The organism is Nodularia spumigena CCY9414 (genome assembly GCF_000340565.2).
Taxonomy (GTDB): domain Bacteria; phylum Cyanobacteriota; class Cyanobacteriia; order Cyanobacteriales; family Nostocaceae; genus Nodularia; species Nodularia spumigena.
Genome location: NZ_CP007203.1, coordinates 3,630,378 through 3,648,639 on the forward strand (window position 1 = coordinate 3,630,378; position 18,262 = coordinate 3,648,639).

Below are 18,262 nucleotides of genomic sequence, written 5' to 3' on the forward strand. Positions count from 1 at the left end.
TTGTGACTATGCAGGAACTGCAGCAGACTGAGTTAAACCTACTGCTTCTGCATATTTCAAGTAGGTTTCTACTGAAGCGATTACGATTCTAGCTTCAATAGCGATTAATTCGATACCAACTAAAGAAACACGAACCCAAGCGTCAATAACGATACCTTTGTCAAGGATTCTGTCAATAACTTCTGCCAAGCTGGAGGAAGAGTTAGTTTTTTCAACTGCCATGTGTTTACTCCTGGTATATTTGTCGCAAAATTTACTTCGCGTGACGAGAAAAATGTTTTTTCATCACAATTTGAAAGTTAGCATTTCTAAACGGTACTTGTCAATACCTCGGAAAAAAAAATTGTAATTATTTTGAAAAGGATATTTTTAGGCAATAAAGTTAAAAATAGGGACAAAATGTTGTATGTTAGAAGTTTTAATTATTTTTAATCTGTTTTTATACTATTTACGGCATCTATCATCTATAAGGAGCATCGCAGTTGGGAAAGTCAGTAAATCGCAAAGTTTTTTTCAAAGGCGATCGCTAGCCTAAGCCTAAGTATTTTTGAGCAAGTATAAAATTAGTAACATCAATTACACTTAGGAATTTCAAGAAAAGGTTAAAAAAATGAAAAAATAAAGGATAGATCTACGTAGTAAAATTCGATGAATTTAAATTAAAACAATCCCATCCCAAAAAGTTCTGTGTTTGTCTGTGTAGTTCGTTTATACTTAGCACAAAAAAAATATAGCAACCTCAACAGGTTGTGATAAACTCTCAGCCAGAGAAAAGAAAAAGGTACTAAAAATGACTAAACTGCGGGTGGGACTGCTGTTTGGGGGTCGTTCCGGGGAACATGAAGTCTCAATTAGTTCAGCAAGAGCGATCGCTAAAGCCTTAAGCGCAGAGGAAAATGCTAGTAAATACGAAATATTACCTTTTTACATCCAGAAAAATGGCTGCTGGTTAGCCGGAGAAATACCGCAACAGGTTCTAGAAACTGGTACTCCCCACTTAGAAGACAAAAACCTGAACCGGTGGAAATTACCTGAGCAAGTCACCCAAGTTGATATTTGGTTTCCCATTCTGCACGGTCCCAACGGTGAAGACGGTACAATTCAGGGATTACTGACATTAATGCAAGTTCCCTTTGTGGGTTCTGGGGTGTTAGGTTCAGCCTTGGGTATGGATAAGATTGCCATGAAAATGGCCTTTGAGCAAGCCGGATTACCCCAGGTGAAATACAAAGCCTTAACCAGAGCGGAAGTTTGGTCAAATCCTTGTGTGTTTCCCAAACTCTGCGATGAAATTGAAGCCGCTTTGGACTATCCTTGTTTTGTCAAACCTGCTAACTTAGGTTCATCAGTGGGTATTGCTAAAGTGCGATCGCGTCAAGAATTAGAAGCCGCTTTAGATAATGCTGCTACTTATGACAGACGGATCATCGTCGAAGCAGGAGTAGTAGCCAGAGAAGTAGAATGTGCCGTATTAGGTAATGATCAAACTAAAGCCTCTATCGTTGGAGAGATTACCTTCAACAGTGATTTTTATGATTATGAAACTAAATATACCGTAGGACAAGCAGATTTACTGATTCCAGCACCCATCCCAGATGCAGTCAGCCGCCAAATCCAAGATATGGCATTACAAGCGTTTGCAGCTGTTGACGCTGCGGGGTTAGCAAGGGTAGACTTTTTCTTCGTAGAAGCTACAGGGGAAATATTAATTAACGAAATCAACACCTTCCCCGGCTTCACTGCTACTAGTATGTATCCCCAACTCTGGGCGGAGAGTGGTATACCCTTTCCGGAATTAGTGGATCGGTTAATTCAATTAGGGTTAGAAAGGAATTCTAGTCACGAATCCCAGTCATAACTCCATTAAAAATGCACTAAAATAGCCGATTTTAGCAAAAATCAGGGATTTGGTAGCCTATATTTCCCAAAAAAAAAGCTACTAAATTCCGAAATTTGGCTACGGATACGTCCTCCAGTACAATCATTTACTACAGGGGATCAATGTGAAAGTTATCATGGAACATAGTCAGAAAGTACAGCATCCGCCAAAACAAGTCAGAAGGCTGAGAAAGAGCTCAAATATTTTTATCCATCTGCTGACACGTCATCCAGGGTTTTTGTTAACTGGGTTGTTAACAATGCTGATGGTGACTACGGGTTTAGCTTTGTATAGTTTGGGTTACGTTGAGGATGCAGATAACGTAGAACCAGAAGAAATTGCGGCTGTAGTGGAAAAACCAATGACAACATCCACACAGAATAGCAATCCTATACCTTTATGGTTAGTAATGGCGATCGCCTTCAGTTGCGCCAGTGGTTGCTCAATGATTTTCCGCTTAGTCAACCGTCCTCACCAGCCCAAAAAAGTCCGCAAACCGATTATAGGCGATCGCGCCTCCAGACATTTAACGCCAAACCATCGCCCAAGATGGGAAACAAGGAATTTAAAGAATTCACCAGTATTTGTAGCACTACAACCACGAAAGCCCACCAACCCCAGATGGGCTAAATCACAGCCATCGGTGAGGGTGATACCATCAAAACCAAGGAAAGAAACTTTGGCGGACTTGATGGATATTCGCCAACAAAATTCTTTGTCTACAATTTTACAGAAATATTAAACTTGCTGTTTGCTGTCAAAACCTCACCCTGTTTCTCTGGTTAGTCAGGATAGGGAAAGATTTTGTCATACCCAAAAGCTAATCAACGAGCAATGGGCAAAATCTAAAAACCTGCCAAAATGGCAACCATATTCAGATTAACTAAGTTAAATTGTAGAAGACAAAAACAACACAGGTTTTCTTTAAAGAGATAATCAAGAATCAATTTACCTTGATAACTGATAACGGTTTTAATAATTAGACTTGGTATTTGTCACACCAGGAATATTAAATGTGTATGAGCGTTGTCATTGATATACACATTAGCCCCCTAAATAAAAGGCAACGCTTATACATATTCCTGAACACTACAGTGGCAAATGCCAGAGTGAGAGATTAAAGGCGATTGGTATGCCTCCTCTCACTCTTTTTTTTATCTTCATCTTCATATTAAAAATTTGTCTTTTCCAAAAACTCAAGAATAGCTGCATTTACCACCTCAGATGAACCACTTGAGGCATCATGACAACAGTTATCGAGAATTTTTAACTGGGATAGGGGAATGCGTTGATGTAACTTTTGCCCATGACTAGCGGGGAACCAACTATCTTGATCTCCCCACATAATTAGTGTGGGACACTTAATATTACCCAGATTATTTTGAATTTGACTGAGCATATTAGGTTTATTGACTTGCCAATTCTCTATTTCCTGTGCTGCTATTTGTAACTCTTCCGCGACTTTGACAATAGTCCCCGGAAACTCAATAAATGGATAAGTTATCCAATACACATCTTCGGGTGTGAGCATTGAGGGATCGAACAGCACCCCACGCCTTTCTATAGACATAACTTCTCTGACTAGAGGTGCAAATAGATATGCTAAACGCCAAGCATCAATAGTTTGTAATATTTCTAATGGAGTTTTGGCAAGTATCCACATTGCCCAATGTGGTAAACGTTCGGTGAAAATAGGGGCATTTATCACAATTAAACGCGCGATTAATTGGGGATTATGTTCAGCTAAGGCTAGAGCTACTAACGCCCCTAAAGATTCGGCGACAATGACAGCAGGTTGATCACATAATGCCTCAAGAATGCGTTCTAACTCAATAAGTTGATGACCGTTTTTTTCTCTCCGCAACCCAGGTTTTTCCGAAAAGCCGTAGCCTTTGGCATCAAAGCAAATTACCCGAAAATATTTCGATAATGGAGCTATGCTGTGCCGCCAATTGTAGCTCCAGCTACCCATTCCATGTAATAAAACTAAGGGTTTACCTGTACCTATTTCACCATAAGCAATTTGTACAGGATAACCATGTGTATCAGTAATAATGAGACTTTGCCTTCCTTGCGGAAACGTAGCCTGCCACCAATCTTTCATTCCTTGATTCATAACTTGTTGAAAGCATTCTAATTAGTAAGTAGGTCGGCGGAAATAAAGTTAACTAGCTAGGGTCGTCATTGGTCATTTGTCATTGGTCATTAGTAAGGGTTTGGTCCCTGTTTACGAGTCTTAACATAGTTTGGTTTATTCATGCTTACCTACTTATCACGAGAATGCTATTAAGACAATGGCAAGTTTAAATAATTCTGCAAAAACTGCCAAGATATACCTGGGGAGTGGGGAGTGGGGAGTGGGGAGTGGTCTGTGGTCCGTAGGGTAAAAACTTTTCGGTGTCTAACTTTTATGATCAGTTTATGTCCTAATCTCCTTGGCGGTTGCTATAAATTAACCTTCTAGAGTTTTTGGCTCAGGGGGAACTGTAAATGTTCTTCTAATAGTTTGATATTATACTCATTGGCTGTCCAAGCGAAATCAAATAAATCTCCAATGACTGGGACAGTGCCTACCAAACCATCGATGATCACATTCAAGATCATTCGGCTCAAAGTAGATTTAGGTACACCTAGTTTAGCGGCTTCTATGACAATGTAGCTAGAAAGGATAATTCCCAAAATGTCACCACCAATAGGTAAAAATCCGATAAGGGGATCTAAACCAATGTGAATTGGGGTTCCGGGAACAGTTACAGCTTTATCGAGGATGCGACTAAGTTGACGCAGGCGTTTTAATTTGAGTGCTGGAGCGTTAGTATCAATATCAGAAAACCGTGGATAAGAATCAGGCATGAAGGCGATCGCTTATTTGACGTAAAATTAGATACGTTACTACTGTATTAATTTTCTAATTGCTTGTCCATTGAATGCATCTTTTCACCCACGCTCACATTTAATTGGTCGCCGATGAGCATTACCGCCGCACTCATCCACAGCCACAGCATTAAAACTATCACCGCACCCACAGCCCCATAAACTTTGTTATAGTTGCCGAAATTCGCTACATAAGTCCGAAATAAGGCTGAGAGAATTGCCCAGGAGACAGAGGCTGATATAGCACCAGGCATCATTGGTGTACCAGAATTCCAGACACTGGGGCCATAGCGGTAGACTAAGCTAAAGGCGGTGGCAATTATACCCAGTGCCAAAGGCCAGCGTAACAGTTGCCAAAGATGCAGTAAGAAAATTAAAGAACTCGTTTCATTGACTACCATTCCTAATAGTAGGTCGCTGATAAACACCAGGAAAGAAGCGAAGACAAACAGTAAGATAGTCGCGATGGTTAATCCGAGGGAGACAAGTTTGGCTTTCCAAAAAGGGCGCTGTTTCTCGGAGGGAATTTGATGAATTTGATCAAAAGCAGCCATTGCGGTACTTATCGCCCCAGAAGCAGTCCAAATGGCGATCGCAAAGCTCAGAGAAAACAAGCCACCGTTTCTCGATTCGGTAATTTCTCTAGTCGTAAAATCACGAACTAAATCTAGCACTTCTTTGGGTGCAACTTGACTGAATTGAGCCGCCAGTTGTTTAAAAGTCTCTTGCAAAGATTCTTCAAATAAGCCGATAGCTGTCAGCAGGGCGAGAATCGCCGGAAACAACGATAACATGGTAGTAAAGGCAATTTCTGAGCCAAGCCCCAAAAGTCGCCTTTCCATTGTTCTAGTAAAAGTATTTTTCAGGGTGCGCCAATTCAGGTGGCGAAAGAAAGTGATAAAACGAGTCTTTGGCATAACAAAAATTACTTGCACAGAGAAAGTTTGAGCTTTTCTCCCTGGGTAGAATTAACGGGATTTGGGCAGAGTTGCCACTGGTTTTCTCGGTAATTTTACCGTAAGTTGGAGTATGGCGCTACGTTGAGACTCTGTTCCTGTTTGCCAGTCGATGCGATCGCTACTAATTTGCCACTGTGATTCCAGATATGCTTTAATGGCTTGCGATCGCTCAGGGACAACTTCTGCTAACTCGTCTTCTTCCTGATTAACAATCATTTCCAGGTTTAAACTAGGCTGTTGCTGTAAAATTCGGCCAGCACGGTCTAATAATTTAATATCATCTGATCTAATTTCTGATTTCTCCGGCTCAAAGGATATAGCTCCGAGATTACTGGCGATTCTCTGCATACTCACTTGAGCCGACTCGTAATTTAGGCGATTTCTGATACTATCGGCCACTAAAATTTGAGCATCTCTATCAATCTCCCGTTCACTCAGATACACCACCCGGATGCTTAAAGGTACAACCGGACTAGTGATTAACTCGTAATTCAGCATTTCTGCTGGTGGGGGAAGTCTCAAATCACGCAGAGCAGATTGAACTTCTTGCAAAAAACTTGATTGTAATTGAGCGATGCTTAAAACTGGTTCAGGAGTTGGTTCCTTCGGTACGGGGCGTAACAGTTCATTTGAAGCAGTAGGAATTTCCACCAGCTTCAGTGCTAATAATTCTGGAGGTCTTCCCAAACGGGGGGCTAGCTGTTGAATATAGCTATCCTGTTCTTCTGATGAATATTGCTGACTCGAAAACACCTGAAGTTGAATTGTCAGCTTCTGATTTTGTTCTGATGTCGAGATATTGCTGATAAAAGAACGTGGTTCACCATTGGGAAAAGTTGCAAAATTTTTCTGCCAGACATCCGTCGCCGAACTCCGGTTACGATTATCCTGTTGCTGTTGAGCAATTTCCCGTCCCAGTTGACTCAAAGAGCGATTGAGTGGGAAGATAATCGCGCCAATGGTAATAAAAATTAGCAATAATCTCCCTGGAAGCGAGCCAATTTTCCTGAATTTGCCATAAGCAGGTAGTTTCTCCAATAAACTCTGAACCCAGACACTCTCCGGATGTGTGTGCCGCCATTCCCTCACTTTTTCTCTGACCAGATCATTATCAATATGCAATCCCAGAAAAACCAGCATCGCAGTGAAGGTAATCGCTACCAAATTGGTGAAAAAAAGTAAGCCACCACCACTAGCTACCTGTAGTCCTTGGGTACTATTGACGCTGATAGCGACCCCGATACCATATCCCACAACGCATAATGGCGGCATTAAAGCCACTGCGATCGCCACACCAGGAATGGAAGTAGCCACGCCTCTGGGTTCCTTACAAATGGCCACAGACCCCACAGCACCAGAAAATAGAGCGATAACTAAATCCAGAATATTCGGCCGAGTTCTAGCTAAAATCTCACTGGTAATTTCCTTAAATGGCAGTAATGTCACCAGTAACACAGCAAAGGAAATAGCCACCAGACAACTCAATAACAAATTCAGCAGTGAGCGCATCGCTAAGATGACATCACCCGCAGCTAGTGCGAGGCCATTGGCTAAAATCCCCCCCATTAACGGAGAAATCAGCATCGCGCCAATGATTACAGCTGGGCTATTCAGAACTAGCCCCAGAGTAGCAATACCAGCCGCGAACAGAACTTGAATCCAATAACTAGCATCATCCAAACTGAGTGAACTGCATATTTCCAGATATACTTGCTCTTTACGAGCTTGACCTACTCCCAAGTTATCGGCAAACCAGTCTCTAAACATATCAAAATCCTAATTGTCTTAATTTGATGGTTGGTTTGTGTACTGTTGAAAAATAATCATCTGATTACCCACAACTGGGTTACGCGCTATCAGCTGATCTTGGGAGTCGATAATTTCCAAATGAGTAAAATCAAGTTCTTGAGAGCGTTGCAATATTTCCGCCGCTAGTTGATTTTGTTCAGATTCTGGGAGACTGTACCAATCATCATGAATTTTGATAGTCAAATTACTGGTGCGGAAATTAGCTTGTATAGACTGTATCAGACCAGAGGCAAAGCGATCGCTAATTTCAGCCACTTGATTTTCAATAGCTGCAATCAAAGATTCTTCTGGTGTCAATTTTAATATGGGAGTTGGTTCCGGCGTGGGTTCTGGTTCCGGCGTGGGTTCTGGTTCCGGCGTTGGCGTTGGTTCCGGCGTGGGTTCTGGTTCCGGCGTTGGCGTTGGTTCCGGCGTTGGCGTTGGTTCCGGTGCTGTTAACTCCGGTGGAATAGTGATTGTTGGTGTGGGTGCTGGAACTTCCTCACTTGGGGGAACTGTAGCTACTTCAGTCGGCTTTTGCGTAAAAATAGTTGCAGTTGACCAAACTACCGCCACAGTGATTACCGCTAAAATTCCCGTTAACACTGTATCTGACAAATTGTTAGACACATTTGATGGTAGAAACAAGCGGACTTGTCTTAAAAATCTATTCCATTGTATTTGCAGAGGTTGCCGAAAACTGGGTGTTTCTTCAGTACCTGGTGGGGGTGAAGCTTCCAGTTTAACTACCGTTGTTTCTAAAATTCCCATTGTCCCTCTGAGAATTTGGATGATTTTCACCTTCCAAATCGGTAGTTGGCGGGATGGATTTACTTGCTCATCAGTCAATTCTGGCTGATTTGCTGCGGGTTCGCGGGACGAAGAAGGTTGTGGATTTTGATTGTCTTGTGACATGGAACTTTTCCCAAAAGCAGCGACTCAAAGACAAATAACTGGCATTATTCATCCTGCTGCCTATTTGCCTTAATGTATCACTTCGTTGCTAATTGCTTCTTCGGCTAAACTGACTAGATGTTGAGTTTATTAAGTTTATGAACCTGAAACGCCGTCAATTCTTATTTTTAGGTAGCCTTGGCACTATTAGCACAGGACTTGTAGGCTGGAAGCTAGCTCATCAAAATCATTACATTGCTAATATTGCTAATTCGGCAGTTATAGCCGCCACCCCACCCAAAAAAGACTTATTATTGCGTTTTACCTCGGTTGCAGACACAGGAACGGGCGCTAAAGGTCAATATGCTGTAGCTGGAGCGATGAACTATTATCACCAAAAAAACCCTTATGATTTAGTGGTTTTAGCTGGAGACAACATTTACAACGATGGCGAAATTGAAAAAATCGGTGCAGTTTTTGAGCGTCCCTACCAAGAATTATTGACCCAAGGCGTAAAATTTCATGCTTGTTTAGGTAATCACGATATTCGCACCGAGAACGGTGATCCACAAATTAAATATCCCGGCTTTAATATGAAGGGGCGTTATTACACATTTCGCCGTGACGCTGTGCAGTTTTTTGCTTTAGATACTAACGGTAATGCTGATTGGGAAAAACAAGTAGTTTGGTTAGAGCAAGAATTAAGCCGCAGTGACGCACCTTGGAAAGTAGTATTTGGACATAATCCATTTTATTCATCAGGTCACTATGGAGTTAGTCAAACACTGATTAAACGTTTCACGCCTTTATTTAAACAGTACAATGTGCAACTTTACATCAATGGTCACGACCACCATTATGAGCGGACTCATGCTATTGATGGCACAACTTATTTAACCACTGGTAGTGGTGCTGGTGTTCGTCCTGTAGGGCGTTCTCAGTGGACAGAAAATTCTGCTGACAGGTTGGCTTTTGCTGCCTATGACGTGTATCCAGATAGAATTGAAGTGAGTGCTATGGGTACTGATAAACGGATTTTTGATCAAGGTGTGATTAAGTTTAAATCTGCTTAATATAGCGGTTCTCAGTTGAGTAGGTACTTGAACCCCACCCCCAACCCCCTCCGGTGCAAGCGAGGAGGGGACTAGTAAATAAACTGTATTCGGTTGAGTTAAAACTATGAAAGTCAAGCGCCTAAAAATGCAATCCTTCCGTGGAATCGGCGATTTGACGTTGGATTTTAATCAAAATGAACCAACAATACTTATTGGTATTAACGGTGTAGGTAAATCGAGTATTATTGAGTGTCTCGCTATTCTTTTGTCACGTTTTACTAGCTCTATTCAACACTCTACGCCTTCAGGAAGACTCTTTACAGAAGAAGATATTACTAATGGAGAGAAGGAAACACATAACGAGGTTAATATTTCATTTGATTCTGAAGAAATAACATGGTCTTTGACAAAAGTCAAAAAAGGACGTAATAAAGATACTAGCAGTAACCTATCAGCTATGACAAAGGTTGCTGAAAATATAAAAGAAAACTTACATATATCTCATATATTTAATATTCCTATTGTAGTTTATTACTCGACGAATCGTGCAGTTTTAGATATTCCATTAAAGATTCGGACAAAGCATTCATTTGAACAAATAGATGCCTATGAAAATGCCCTGACAGGAAACGCAATTACTGGATTAGGAAGTGAGTTTAGAATTTTCTTTGAATGGTTTAGAAGACAAGAAGATTTAGAGAATGAATTGCGTCTAGAAAATAATGCTGCTTATAGGGATAAGCAATTAGAAGCTGTGAGACAAGCCATATCTTCACTGATTCCAGATTTTTCTAACTTACGGGTACGGCGTTCTCCCTTAAGAATGACTTTACAAAAACAAGGCGAAGAACTTATAGTTAATCAGCTATCTGATGGTGAGAAATGCTTGCTGGCAATGGTGGGAGATTTAGCTAGACGTTTAGCAATTGCTAATCCTGGTTTACCTGACCCATTGCAAGGTAGTGGTATTATTTTAATTGATGAAATTGAACTGCATTTACACCCTAAATGGCAAAGAGGAATTATTCCAGATTTAACAAGAACATTTCCTAATTGTCAATTTATTGTTACTACTCATTCCCCCCAAGTAATTAGTGATGTGAAACCAGAAGGAATTTATCTTTTAGAAAAAACAGATCAAGGTGTTATCGCCAAACAACCAGAAAGTTCCTTTGGGAGAGATAGCAATCGTATTTTAGAAGACTTGATGGATGTTCCTGAACGTCCACAGGAAATTAAAGACAGTCTTTTAGAACTGTTTAGAATGATTGATGCCGGTAATTTGGAAAGTGCTAGGAATTTACGTCAACAGTTAGCGAATGAAATTGGAATAGATGAACCAGAGTTTGTGAAAGCAGATGTACTCATCCGACGCAAGGAAATTCTCAATCGATGAAGTATATCAAAAAAAATCGGGAGCCAGAAAAGTTTTCTAGTTGGAAAGCTTTAGAAAATGATGATTGGAAGCCTAGCTGGGATGATAATTTTCAAGCACCAGAAAAACAGATTGTACATGATGCTTTGCTACAAGAACAGGGTTATATCTGTTGCTATTGCGGAATGCGTATCACTAGAAAAAATAGCCATATAGAACATCTTCAGCCTCGCAGTGCTTATCCACAGTTGGCGCTGGAGTACACAAATTTTATTGCTTCATGTCAAGGAGAAAGTGAAGAACCTCCTCCTATTCCAGTACATTGTGGACATCAGAAAAAATATTGGTACGATGAGCGTTTAATGGTTTCGCCTCTGGAAATCAACTGTGCTGATTTTTTTCACTACCCTGCTTCTGGGGAAATTTTGCCAACAGATGATTCAGGTAAAAAAGCTGCTGCTGAAACAACAATTGAGAAGCTTGCACTTAACATTAACAAGCTGCAAAATATGCGAAAACTAGCAATCGATGCTACATTATTAGGTATTGAAGATTTAACTGATGCAGAAATACAGCAACTTGCTCAAGGTTATGAGGAAATGGATTCTAATGGGCAATATACGCCGTTTTCTGCGGCAATTATCTATTTACTCAAGAATTATTTTTAATTGAGTTAGAATTTCAGCGATCGCACTATACTAAATCACATCAACTGGACTCAAAAAAACTTTATAATTTTAGAAGCAGTGATGCTGAATATCAAACCTGGACTCTCTGCGCCTCTGCGCCTCTGCGTGAAATCAATTCATTAGTCAACTCTTTGCAACTGCGCTATTCTGGGGTCAACAATTTTCTGTCCCAAACTGGCAAATTTCACCGCCACAGACACCTTATTATCTTGTCCGAAGACGTGCGTAATTTCACCTATACCAAAGGATTTATGTAAGACGCGATCGCCTACTTGCCAATTATGGGGTGTATAAGGCTTACCGCCAGCCTTAGCAGCAGTTTTCGTCTGCGTATGACGACCTTTATTCCGCGTATTTAATAGTTCTTCTGGTAATTCGTCCAGAAATTGCGATCGCATCGCCGGTTCACGTGAACCATACAAACGGCGTTCACGAGCGTGTGATATATATAACCGTTCTTGGGCGCGAGTAATCCCCACATAACACAAACGGCGTTCCTCTTCTAAGGACTCTGGGTTATTGATAGAACGGTAATTGGGAAATAATCCCTGTTCCAAACCCACCAAAAAGACTACGGGAAATTCCAGACCTTTGGAAGAGTGCAGAGTCATTAAAGATACAGCTTTTTGTCCGTCCTTTAAATTATCTAAATCCGAACTGAGGGCGCTACTTTGCAGAAAAGCTGTGAGAGAAACGTCTTCGCTTTCTTCTTGAAATTGCAGTACGGCGTTGTAAAGTTCTTGGACGTTCTGAATTCGATCTTCGGCTTCATCTGTACCTTGATTTTGCAAGTCTTGAATATAACCAGACTCATTTAACAGTTCTTGTAAAAGTTCGGAAACTGGAACCCTTGCGGCTTGTGCTTTGCAGGTGTTGATCATTTTAGCAAAGTTATTCACAGCTTTAGCCGAACGTCCAGCTAAGGTATTAACTGATGTTTCATCGCTGAGTATTTCCCACAGGGGTGTCCCCAACTCATAGGAGGCGTTAACTAAGCTTTCAATGGTGGCTTTACCAATTCCGCGCCGGGGAGTATTGATAACTCGTAATAAACTGACTGTATCAGCAGGATTAGCGATCGCTCGTAAATAAGCTATGATATCTTTAATTTCTTTGCGATCGTAAAACTTCATTCCTCCCACCACTGTATAAGGAATTTGATACCTGACTAACAATTCCTCAAAAGGTCGTGATTGGGCGTTAGTACGATAAAGTATGGCAAAGCTACCCCAGTCTAACTCAGGATTTTGCTGTGCTAAATTGCGAATTTGCCCAATCACAAACTCAGCTTCCTCAATTTCATTATCTGCTTTATGACAATAAATCTGCTCACCGCTTCCCCGCGTCGGTTTGAGAACCTTATCAATGCGTTGAGTATTATTTTCAATTAACTCATTAGCTGCTTGCAAAATATTCTCACAAGAGCGATAATTTTCCTCTAGCTTCACCATCGAGCGGGTATCATCATCAGCTAAACCATCGCCAAAGTCTTGCTGAAATTCCAATAATATGGTAACATCAGCCATTCGGAAACTGTAAATCGACTGATCCGCATCACCCACCACAAACACAGAGCGATTTTGCCATTCCCATGCACTCTTGCTTTCTTCGCCATTAGTCACCAACAGCCGAATTAAATCATACTGGGTGCGGTTAGTATCTTGATATTCATCTACCAGGATATGGTTAAACTTGCGATGCCAATAATCTAAAACCTGGTCATTTTGCTGAAATAATCTGGTAGGGACGAGAATTAAATCATCAAAATCGAGAGCGTTATTTTCTGCTAACTTTTCCTGATAGCAATTATAAACTTGGGCGATGACTCTTCCCCGATAATTCGGCTGTTCGCGCTCGAACTCCTGGGGTGAAAAGCCTTGGTTTTTGGCGTTACTGATGGCGTAGCGCACAGAACGAGCATCAAATTTTTTATCGTCTAAATTTAGCTGCTTATTAACAATTTCTTTCATCAGACTGATCACATCGGATTCGTCAAAAATCGAGAAATTGCGAGTCCAACGTCTGCCTTTTTCGTCTTGGTATTTGTCGATATCAAACCGGAGAATTTTAGAGAATAAACTGTGAAAAGTGCCACACCACAAGTCTTTGATGGTATTTTTGTAGACTTGCGATCGCAACTGCATTTGCTGGTATTCTGTCAACAAATCAAATTTTTGACCATGTTTTTTCATCGCCAAATCTTCACCAAACAGCCTTTGAATGCGTTCCTTCATTTCCCGTGCGGCTTTGTTCGTGAAGGTAACAGCCAGGATATGCTCAGGATATACACCGTGTTTGAGAATCAGATTAGCAATACGATAAGTCAGCGCTCGTGTTTTCCCCGAACCCGCGCCAGCAACAACTAACAAAGGACCGCAGTAATGTTCGACAGCTTGACGTTGGCTGGGGTTGAGATGGCTGAGAAAATCAATAGTTGTTGTCATAGCGGTATAGGTAGATCATCGACCACTTGCATATTAGCAGAGTATACCTGTGAGTAATCGGCTGGCAACAGATTAGACACCTGGTGAACACTAAAAGACTGTTGACAACAGCATCTTCACTCTTGCATAGTCAACGGTAGATGAACAGTGAAAGTAGATCCCACCCCCGGCTGACTTTTGACAAAAACTTCACCACCCATCATTTGGCAAAAGTGACGGCTAATGGCTAAACCCAAGCCAGTCCCACCATACCTTTTTGTGGTGGATGTATCCCCTTGTGTAAAAGGCTTAAATAATTGTTGTTGTTGACTCTCAGACATCCCAATACCCGTGTCAGTCACGCTGAAAGTAATCATATCAAAAGCAGCCTCTGGTGGTAAGTCTGTCTTTTCCCTTTTGACTGTTAAAGTTACCTTGCCATTGGTGGTAAACTTGGCGGAATTGCTGAGTAAGTTTAATAAAACTTGCCGCATCCTCGTTTGATCTGCGTACATAGTGCCAAGTTGTTGATCACAATACACTTCTAAGATATTATTGTTTTTATCTATAGCCGATTTGACTGTCAGCACCACATTATTGATCAACTTCGCAATTTCAAATGTCTCTGGGTAAAGAGTCATTTTACCCGCTTCAATTTTTGACAAGTCGAGGATGTCATTAATCAGTTCCAGCAGGTGTCTACCCGCAGAGTTAATGGTTTCTAAATCAGTAATGAAATCTCCTGTTAAATCTAAATCGGTAGCGTCGTCTTGGAGCAGTTGACTCAAGCCAATTACAGCATTTAATGGCGTGCGTAATTCGTGGCTGACATTGGCTAAAAATACGCTTTTAGCTTTGCTCGCAGCTTCCGCTAATTCTTTCGCTTGTTCTAGTTCTTTTGTGCGCTCAGATACACGTTCAATCAAGCGATTTAGAGATTTAGCTAATAAGCCAATTTCATCTTCAGTGGTAACGGGAGCGCGTAAATCAAAATTAGATTTTCTCGCTACTTGTTCAGCTACTTGAGTTACAATGATAACTGGTTCAGCGATCGCACGGCTAGTACGCCAAGCTACAATGGCAGCGATCGCCACTGATACCAGCATACTCATAATCACAATAAATCTCTCAACTTTTTTGGCTTGATCTACATCTTTTTGCCGTTCTTGCTCTTGATTTTCGGCAATTTTCAGGATATTGCTTAATCTGAACGAGAGTTGCTCTAGTTGTATGGCTGTTTCACCACGCATAATTTTGAGTAACTTATCTCGCACCAGTGCAATCTTTTCTGGCTGTACTTGCTGAGAGTCAATTTCCTGTAAAATAGTCTCTATGTAGTCAACGTATAATTTTAAGCTAATGCCATAATCCTGTAATAAAGCTTGTAAATTATCACCTTTGGCAGCTAATGTCCCAGGCTTTGTATCTATATATTGGGCTATGTCTTGCTCTAAAGTTTTAGCTGTGTTAACACTCTTGAGAAATTTAGCTTTTTTATGGGATAATCGTGGTGGATTTTCCAAGACAGCAACTAAATTAGAGCTATACAATTGCGCCTCTAAAGCTGCATCTTGATAATTTGTCAGTAGTTCTCTTTGCTGTTGGGCTTGATTGAATTGCCTGATTTCTCTTCCTCGGTAGTAATTGGCAATTACTAACCCAGTCAGTGAACCAAAAAAACCAATTCCGATAGCCACAAAATAACCATAACCAATTTTTTGATGTATGCGCCAGGAACTGGCTTTGAGTTTCCCCCGCGAAGGAAATTCTATAGTTGGGAGTTCATCTGTCGAAGGCTTTTCGGCTGACACTGTTTTGCTTTCTGAACTGCTATCAACAGGAATTGGTTTTTGAGTTTGCATTCCTCAAACCTCCTTATCCTCCCGCAAATATGAGCGCATCAGTTTTGCTTGTACGATCACATTGATTAACGATTAGCATTTAAAATGATCTTTGCTCATAAAAATCTCCAAGAACTGCTGACCAGATAATTCTCACGAGGTTATAAAAATGGGGAAAAAATACCTATAGCCTTTCCTAGCCTGTTACAGCGATTTTCAGCTAAATGAACCACATTTTTATGTCGGGCTACGCCCCGCTACGCTAACACGCAGAGGCGCAAAGGCGCACCAGAGGAATTAAGAGTGTGGTCTAAATACATGAAAACTGCTGTAAATACTATATTATCTGTGTTTATCTGTGTAGCCTACGGCAAGCCGCTAACGCGTCTATATCTGTGGTCAAATAATTCTTGCTTTACCTCATTGAAGTGGGAATAGATATAGTAGAAGCAAAAAAAATCCCTGACTAATCAAACTGCGTCACCAATATTCTGAAAACTGAGTTAATTGTGACAATATTTTGATCCTTGGCTGTATGCTACCCTATGTTACTCCAAGCCGAGGAAATCCACACATAGATTTCATCCCAAAATTTCTTTTAATTTCTTCAGCCCAGGAACAGCAAAGTCCAAAAAATCTCATACTATCGGCTTCGTCAATGCCAATTGTACCACCAAATTAGTCTGATTTTCACTTGTCTAATTTTTTTGAGCATCTTGACTGAATTGTAGGGGGCAAATATCAGGGCAGGGGCAAGAGGATGAGGATACGCTCCCTACCTTTGCCCCTGCTACTTAACTTTTACTTACGGCTAACACCCTAAGCGATCGCTGCCGCCAGCGACTGTGTAACTAGTTGCTGCAACAATTCCACCTTATCGGTGCGCTCCCAAGGCAAATCTAAATCATTGCGCCCAAAGTGACCGTAAGCCGCGATGTCCTGATAAAAACGTCCGCCTCGTTCACTTGGTAAGTTACGTAAATTGAAAGCATGGATAATCCCGGCTGGACGTAGTTCAAATTGGTCTTTGACTAATTCCAGCAAAGTTTCATCATCCAATTTCCCAGTCCCAAAAGTTTCCAGAAAAATGCTCACAGGGCGTGCAACACCAATGGCATAACTAAGCTGAACCTCACACTTTTGAGCCAACCCAGCCGCGACAATATTTTTCGCCATATAGCGAGCCGCATAAGCAGCAGAACGGTCTACCTTCGTGGGGTCCTTACCAGAAAAAGCGCCACCGCCATGTCGGGAATAACCACCGTAGGTATCAACAATAATTTTCCGTCCTGTCAGACCAGAATCTCCTTGAGGGCCACCAATGACAAATTTGCCAGTGGGGTTGACCAAGAAACGTGTTTCCTGGCTTGGCTTAATGTCAATGTCAGCAAAAGCAGGTTCAACTACTGTTGACCAAAGGTCTTCTTTAATCTTGGCTTGTATGGCGGCTTCTTCAGTGATTTCCCCGATACTTTCTGTATGCTGAGTGGAAATCAGAATCGTATCAATACCTACCGGATACCCGTCTTCGTAGGCTACAGTCACTTGTGTTTTGCCGTCGGGGCGCAGGTATGGCAATTTGCCTGTTTTGCGAACTGCTGCCAATCGGCGAGCCAGGCGATGAGCCAGACTGATGGGTAAGGGCATCAGTTCTGGTGTTTCGTTGCAGGCGAAGCCAAACATTATACCTTGATCACCCGCACCCACAGCATCGAATAGTTCCTCACTATTCTGTTGACGTGTTTCTTGAGCTTTATTAACACCTTGGGCTATATCGGGTGATTGTTCATCTAAAGCTACCAGAACACTGGCGCTGCCCGCAGAAAAACCATTAACAGCATCTATGTAGCCAATTTCGGCTATTTTTTGGCGGGCAATGTTAACGTAATTAGCATGAGTTTTACTGGTAATTTCACCAGTAATTAGCACCAAACCAGTATTAACTACTACCTCAGCCGCCACACGACTGCTGGGGTCTTCTGTGAGTAAGGTATCTAGAATTGTATCAGAAATCTGATCGCAAATCTTATCTGGATGACCTTCGGTAACCGATTCGGAGGTAAATAAATAGCGTTTAGACAAAGAGAATTCCTCCTTTTCAATGATTGCTGCTGGCTAAATTTTGGTTATTTATTTAATTCAGCAACTAATGTATGAAATCATAACAAGATTTACGCACTCAGCAGTCAGTATTTGATTTATTTTTTAAAATTTACACGTTGAGATTAAGTATTCTGCCAACAAAATATAGGGTTTCCCGGTCTACTGAGGTAAATACAGCACTACCTCATCAACCTGCAATAGGCTGTATCTATCTGCGTTTGTCTGCGTACCTTACGGTCAGCCACTCGGTGTCTACGCCCTGTTGTATCGGCGGTTAATTCTGGCTGTATCTCACGAAGGTGGAAATCGCTCTAAATTGGAGTTTAGACTAACAACTCCTAACTAACACATTTTATAACCCTCATATAGCAAGGCTTTTAGC

At 41.3% G+C, this 18,262-nt stretch carries 14 protein-coding genes; 5 read left to right on the plus strand and 9 right to left on the minus strand.

The features are described 5' to 3' along the window. Positions 1–6: 6 nt before the first annotated feature. Positions 7–222, minus strand: coding sequence for a gas vesicle structural protein GvpA (gene gvpA, locus NSP_RS15765; RefSeq protein WP_017803923.1), 216 nt, complete (start codon positions 220–222; stop codon positions 7–9). A 568-nt stretch (positions 223–790) separates the two neighbouring features. On the opposite strand from gvpA, the gene NSP_RS15770 reads away from it, so the two are divergent. Continuing rightward, positions 791–1,858, plus strand: a complete 1,068-nt coding sequence (locus tag NSP_RS15770) for a D-alanine--D-alanine ligase family protein (RefSeq protein ID WP_006199194.1) — start codon at positions 791–793, stop codon at positions 1,856–1,858. Positions 1,859–2,003: 145 nt separating this feature from the next. Next, the gene (locus NSP_RS15775) at positions 2,004–2,621 is read left to right on the plus strand and encodes a hypothetical protein (RefSeq protein ID WP_231859482.1); all 618 of its coding nucleotides are present in this window, start codon (positions 2,004–2,006) and stop codon (positions 2,619–2,621) included. Positions 2,622–3,050: 429 nt separating this feature from the next. On the opposite strand, the gene NSP_RS15780 is transcribed toward NSP_RS15775, so the two are convergent. From NSP_RS15780 to NSP_RS15800, 5 genes are all read right to left on the minus strand, one after another. Then, on the minus strand, positions 3,051–3,983 hold the full coding sequence (locus NSP_RS15780; protein ID WP_042203163.1) for an alpha/beta fold hydrolase: 933 nt from the start codon (positions 3,981–3,983) through the stop codon (positions 3,051–3,053). A 356-nt stretch (positions 3,984–4,339) separates the two neighbouring features. Further along, on the minus strand, positions 4,340–4,732 hold the full coding sequence (locus tag NSP_RS15785; RefSeq protein ID WP_006199197.1) for a DUF4112 domain-containing protein: 393 nt from the start codon (positions 4,730–4,732) through the stop codon (positions 4,340–4,342). Positions 4,733–4,779: 47 nt separating this feature from the next. Beyond that, positions 4,780–5,670 carry a YihY/virulence factor BrkB family protein gene (locus tag NSP_RS15790; RefSeq protein WP_044482839.1) on the minus strand — a complete coding sequence of 297 codons (891 nt, stop codon included), beginning with the start codon at positions 5,668–5,670 and terminating at the stop codon, positions 4,780–4,782. Between the two features lie 51 nt (positions 5,671–5,721). Beyond that, positions 5,722–7,479, minus strand: a complete 1,758-nt coding sequence (locus tag NSP_RS15795; protein ID WP_017804227.1) for a DUF389 domain-containing protein — start codon at positions 7,477–7,479, stop codon at positions 5,722–5,724. Between the two features lie 18 nt (positions 7,480–7,497). Continuing rightward, positions 7,498–8,415: a hypothetical protein gene (locus NSP_RS15800; protein WP_006196128.1), complete on the minus strand. Its 918-nt coding sequence runs from the start codon at positions 8,413–8,415 to the stop codon at positions 7,498–7,500. 137 nt (positions 8,416–8,552) lie between these two features. Here NSP_RS15800 and NSP_RS15805 point away from each other — a divergent pair, with 137 nt between their 5' ends. The 3 genes from NSP_RS15805 (at position 8,553) to NSP_RS15815 (ending at position 11,492) form a co-directional block, all read left to right on the plus strand. Next, positions 8,553–9,467 carry a metallophosphoesterase family protein gene (locus NSP_RS15805; RefSeq protein WP_006196129.1) on the plus strand — a complete coding sequence of 305 codons (915 nt, stop codon included), beginning with the start codon at positions 8,553–8,555 and terminating at the stop codon, positions 9,465–9,467. A gap of 106 nt (positions 9,468–9,573) precedes the next feature. Further along, a complete protein-coding gene (locus tag NSP_RS15810; protein ID WP_006196131.1) occupies positions 9,574–10,845 on the plus strand; it encodes an AAA family ATPase in 1,272 nt (423 codons plus the stop codon). Beyond that, positions 10,842–11,492 (plus strand): retron system putative HNH endonuclease, encoded by a 651-nt coding sequence (locus NSP_RS15815; RefSeq protein WP_006196134.1) that lies wholly within the window; start codon positions 10,842–10,844, stop codon positions 11,490–11,492. The genes NSP_RS15810 and NSP_RS15815 overlap by 4 nt, the downstream gene beginning before the upstream one ends. A gap of 140 nt (positions 11,493–11,632) precedes the next feature. On the opposite strand, the gene pcrA is transcribed toward NSP_RS15815, so the two are convergent. The 3 genes from pcrA to metK all read right to left on the minus strand — a co-directional run bounded on the left by pcrA (position 11,633) and on the right by metK (position 17,859). After that, positions 11,633–13,957: a DNA helicase PcrA gene (pcrA, locus tag NSP_RS15820; RefSeq protein WP_006196137.1), complete on the minus strand. Its 2,325-nt coding sequence runs from the start codon at positions 13,955–13,957 to the stop codon at positions 11,633–11,635. 116 nt (positions 13,958–14,073) lie between these two features. Continuing rightward, positions 14,074–15,798 carry a sensor histidine kinase gene (locus NSP_RS15825; protein WP_006196138.1) on the minus strand — a complete coding sequence of 575 codons (1,725 nt, stop codon included), beginning with the start codon at positions 15,796–15,798 and terminating at the stop codon, positions 14,074–14,076. A 798-nt stretch (positions 15,799–16,596) separates the two neighbouring features. After that, positions 16,597–17,859 carry a methionine adenosyltransferase gene (metK, locus tag NSP_RS15830; protein WP_006196139.1) on the minus strand — a complete coding sequence of 421 codons (1,263 nt, stop codon included), beginning with the start codon at positions 17,857–17,859 and terminating at the stop codon, positions 16,597–16,599. Between the last annotated feature and the right edge of the window lie 403 nt (positions 17,860–18,262).